A 3,313-nucleotide genomic window follows, 5' to 3' on the forward strand; every position below is an offset into this window, starting at 1 on the left:
AACAAACGGGCTCAGGCACCAAGCAAAAGCGACGTCGGCGAGCAGCCACCCCCGATTTTCAGTCCTGAAGGACGTCCCTGCAGGGGACATCGAGAACTAACAACGGCTCTGGACAGCCCCGGACGGTCTTGGACGGCGGAGCGGCCCGGCAGCAGGTCAGGGAACGGATCTGGACGGCCGTGGACGTTCCTGATCTTCCTACGGATCAGATGATGCGCTGCCGAATTTGGCAGTAAGTAGGTCAGGGCGTCCGCGCACGTATATAGGCCGTAGCTGTACGCCGAGCGTACCGCCTCTCCGGGCCGACCCGTCGTGCCGCTCCGGCTGCATAGCGCGGATCCAGGAGTTGTCTCACTGTTGATCACGGAGGGCTTCCAGCAATTTCTGTACCTCTTCCGACCGTCTGAGTTCTTCCCTATAAACTTCCGGCCTGGCCTGGGCCAGCTGCCGGCGGATCTGGACGGCTTCGGTGATGGCCTCCAGCCCCTCCTCTCGCCGTCCGAGCTCCCCGAGACGATTCGAGAGGTTGTTCAGACTGCTGGCCAGGGCGGGCAGGAAGGCGTCGGGACGGGCGTCGGCCAACCGCCGGTAGGACCAGCCGGTAGTCCAGCGCAACGAAGTAGCACGTAGGCTTGAGAGAGCGATCGGGCAGCTTGCTGTGGAGGACTTCGTTACTCCTCCACCTGCGGCTTTCGCGAAGGGATGCGGCGAAGTCACTCTGGCGGTCTACACGCCTTGGTCCTCGGGGAAGCGGAATCGTTCTTTGAGGGAGGAAAAGTCGCAGAGGGAAGCGGTCATCATACATACACGAACCGTGAGTAGTGGCGGTAGTCGGGTCGAGATGTGTCTCTTCGGTAGCATTGATAATTGTGCGGACTACCTATCATGCTCAAGTGTCGATGCTCCCATGTGGTCGTCTTCGTCCACGTGGGCTATCGAAGAGTTCGTTTCTAATCGCGGTAAACGCAAATCTTCAATGTATGATGATGACGAATCTATCGCCGTCGAGATTCTGAGAACGCTCAACAACGAAGGTATGACCGGCAGGTACGTCCTTCGACACTTTCCGTCGGCGGAGTGGTTTTGTGAGGTATATCACGATGTCGAACTGGATAAGGACCGCTGGGACCTTCGGCCCGGAACTGATTTGCCGGAACCGGTGGATCGAATAGTAATTGGCGCGCCGCTATGGGTGCGCTTCTGATGTTGCATCGCAAGCGAGTCTGGCGCACGGTGCGGGCGTCGCTGATCTTCGTTTCGGGGAGGGAGGCTGACCGTTGCACCGCATTCCATCGAGGTCGCGAGCGGGACGACCAACAGCGGATCTTTCCCCAGGCTTACGCCGGCCACCCTGACATGGCCGAGTACTCCTGTAGCGGCCGCGGTAAGGACGGCGAGAGCCCTGCACTGCCGTTGCCGGAGAACTTGGCTGCTCTCGTGGCGCCCTACAGAGCCCATCGGATCTAGGTCGCAACCAGGATAAATACTTAGGTGAAGAGTCCCATCGAGCGGTGTCCGCGTGATCCGCTGCGACAGCGGCTCGTTTGGTTGCAGCTTTCGAGACGGCTGGCGACGACCATGAGTGGTGTGCGCGATTCGGCGACCCAAACTGGACGCGTCTCGTCGGAAAGGCCCCGCCTGCAGCGTGCGGGATATGCGCGGGATGGCGGCCGGTCGCGCACTCTGTCGACGCGGTTCCGCCGCAGGTCACGGCCTCCATGGCCGCAGTATCGCTTGTGGATTCCTAAACCGTGGCAGGTTCGAATCCTGCCGGGGGCACCCACCTGATCAAGGAAAACCCCGGCTGACCAGCACGAACACCGGTCGCCGGGGTTTCGCATGTGTGCAGCCGTATGCCACCAGAAGCAGGCCCCGGCCGTTGGTCGCACGTGTGCTCGGATCATCATCGACCTGGTCAGCGACCCGGATCGTCGCGTCATGATTCAGTGCATTCACGACACCGCGGACCTGTCCACGTTCGCCTGCCAGATCTCACCGCCGATTCAGCCGGGGGAGATGGCCACCGTTGGCTGTGTCTGCGAAGTTGGACAGTTCCTGGGCGATCACTATTGACGGCAGTCGATCCCCAGGTACACGCGGCACTACACCCTCCGGATCCGCCGCCAGGGCGCCCGCCAGCTGCTGGGATGCTGGGTGACCGAGGAGGAGCCGAACGGTTCGGAGAACTCTGCTGAGGATGCTTTGGTGTGGGACTACGACGAGACGACGTCGTGATGACCCTGACCCGCGACCACCTGCGCCCGAACCATGGTCTCGGCGACGTCGTGATGACCCTGACCCGCGACCACCTGCGCCCGAACCACGGTCTCGGCGACGTGGACGGTGATGGTCTGACCGGCGTGCAGCCGCCCCAGGGCGATCTTCTGCCCGCAAACCATGATGACGCCGGTGTTGCTGGCCCGCCGCTGAACGGTGACCGGCCTGGTCGCTGGCGTTGGGGTGGTCCGGCGGGGCGGGCTCCGCGCAGCTGGGCCTCCTGCTCGGGCGTGAACGGGTTCGGGCGGGTGCGCAGCAGCTCACGGGTGTCAGGGGCGAAGAACATCAGCGTGGTGGCGTCGATGCGGATGCTGACCCGGGGCCGGCCAGGATTTCTGCGGCCAGGACCAGTCGGCCGGATAGGCCGACGCTGCCGTCCTTGCTGACGGTGCGGTCGACCTCGACCGTGTCGCCGTGTTCGGGGTTGGGCAGGGGGAGGTGGCCCGGCCTTGCGGGCTCCTGCGGCCCTCAGCGCGGTCAGGTCGGCCGCGGACAGGCGTGAGCGGACGCTCTTGAGCCGGGTTCGGCCGGCGAGCAGGTGGATGACGTCGGCGTCGGCCCAGAACGTCACGGGCATGCCCGCGCGGGCCGGTCCGAGCCAGAACTCTTTGCCGGCCAGGGCCATGTTCCCGCTGGCGGGCACCACCCGCTCGAACTGCGGTCGTGTTCGGCCAGTTCCCGATGGCGTTCGGCCTCACGACGATGGTCCGTGCTGTTCGCGTTGCTCTTCTGGGCGAGCCTTTCGTGCAGACGCGCGGCACGGTCATGGGCATCGGCGGCCGCCTCATGCGCTTTGGCGGAAGACATCACGGCATCTTCAGCCCATTGCTTCGCTAGGGGTAACTCGCGGGCTGTCGCAACCGCAGGCCAGGGACGCTGAAGGCCTTTAATTCTCAAGCTGATAGCGACGGCGCAGAGCCATTATCTGGAGACAATGAGTCAGAGCCTGTTCACAGATGCTTAAGTGCGGGTCCGTAGAGGGCTGGGCCGATCTTGTTGATGTGGCCTTGGTGTGACCATTGGGACAGTTGGACGC

Annotated in this window: 3 protein-coding genes; 1 reads left to right on the top strand and 2 read right to left on the bottom strand. The window is 63.5% G+C overall.

The window, feature by feature from the left end:
* Window positions 1-351 precede the first annotated feature (351 nt).
* The gene (locus AB0I04_RS55030) at window positions 352-615 is read right to left on the bottom strand and encodes a hypothetical protein (protein WP_360905021.1); all 264 of its coding nucleotides are present in this window, start codon (window positions 613-615) and stop codon (window positions 352-354) included.
* A 1,598-nt stretch (window positions 616-2,213) separates the two neighbouring features.
* Window positions 2,214-2,399, bottom strand: coding sequence for a hypothetical protein (locus AB0I04_RS55035; RefSeq protein ID WP_360905024.1), 186 nt, complete (start codon window positions 2,397-2,399; stop codon window positions 2,214-2,216).
* Window positions 2,400-2,940: 541 nt separating this feature from the next.
* Between AB0I04_RS55035 and AB0I04_RS55040 the strand changes: the two genes are divergently transcribed.
* Window positions 2,941-3,114, top strand: a complete 174-nt coding sequence (locus AB0I04_RS55040) for a hypothetical protein (RefSeq protein WP_360905027.1) — start codon at window positions 2,941-2,943, stop codon at window positions 3,112-3,114.
* The last annotated feature ends 199 nt before the right edge of the window (window positions 3,115-3,313 follow it).

It is taken from the genome of Actinoallomurus sp. NPDC050550 (assembly GCF_040655075.1).
Classification (GTDB): domain Bacteria; phylum Actinomycetota; class Actinomycetes; order Streptosporangiales; family Streptosporangiaceae; genus Actinoallomurus.

Bases quoted from the DNA above. Each gene is read 5' to 3' on its own strand.
- AB0I04_RS55035 (WP_360905024.1), bottom strand. From the start codon at position 2,399: ATGGTTTGCGGGCAGAAGATCGCCCTGGGGCGGCTGCACGCCGGTCAG.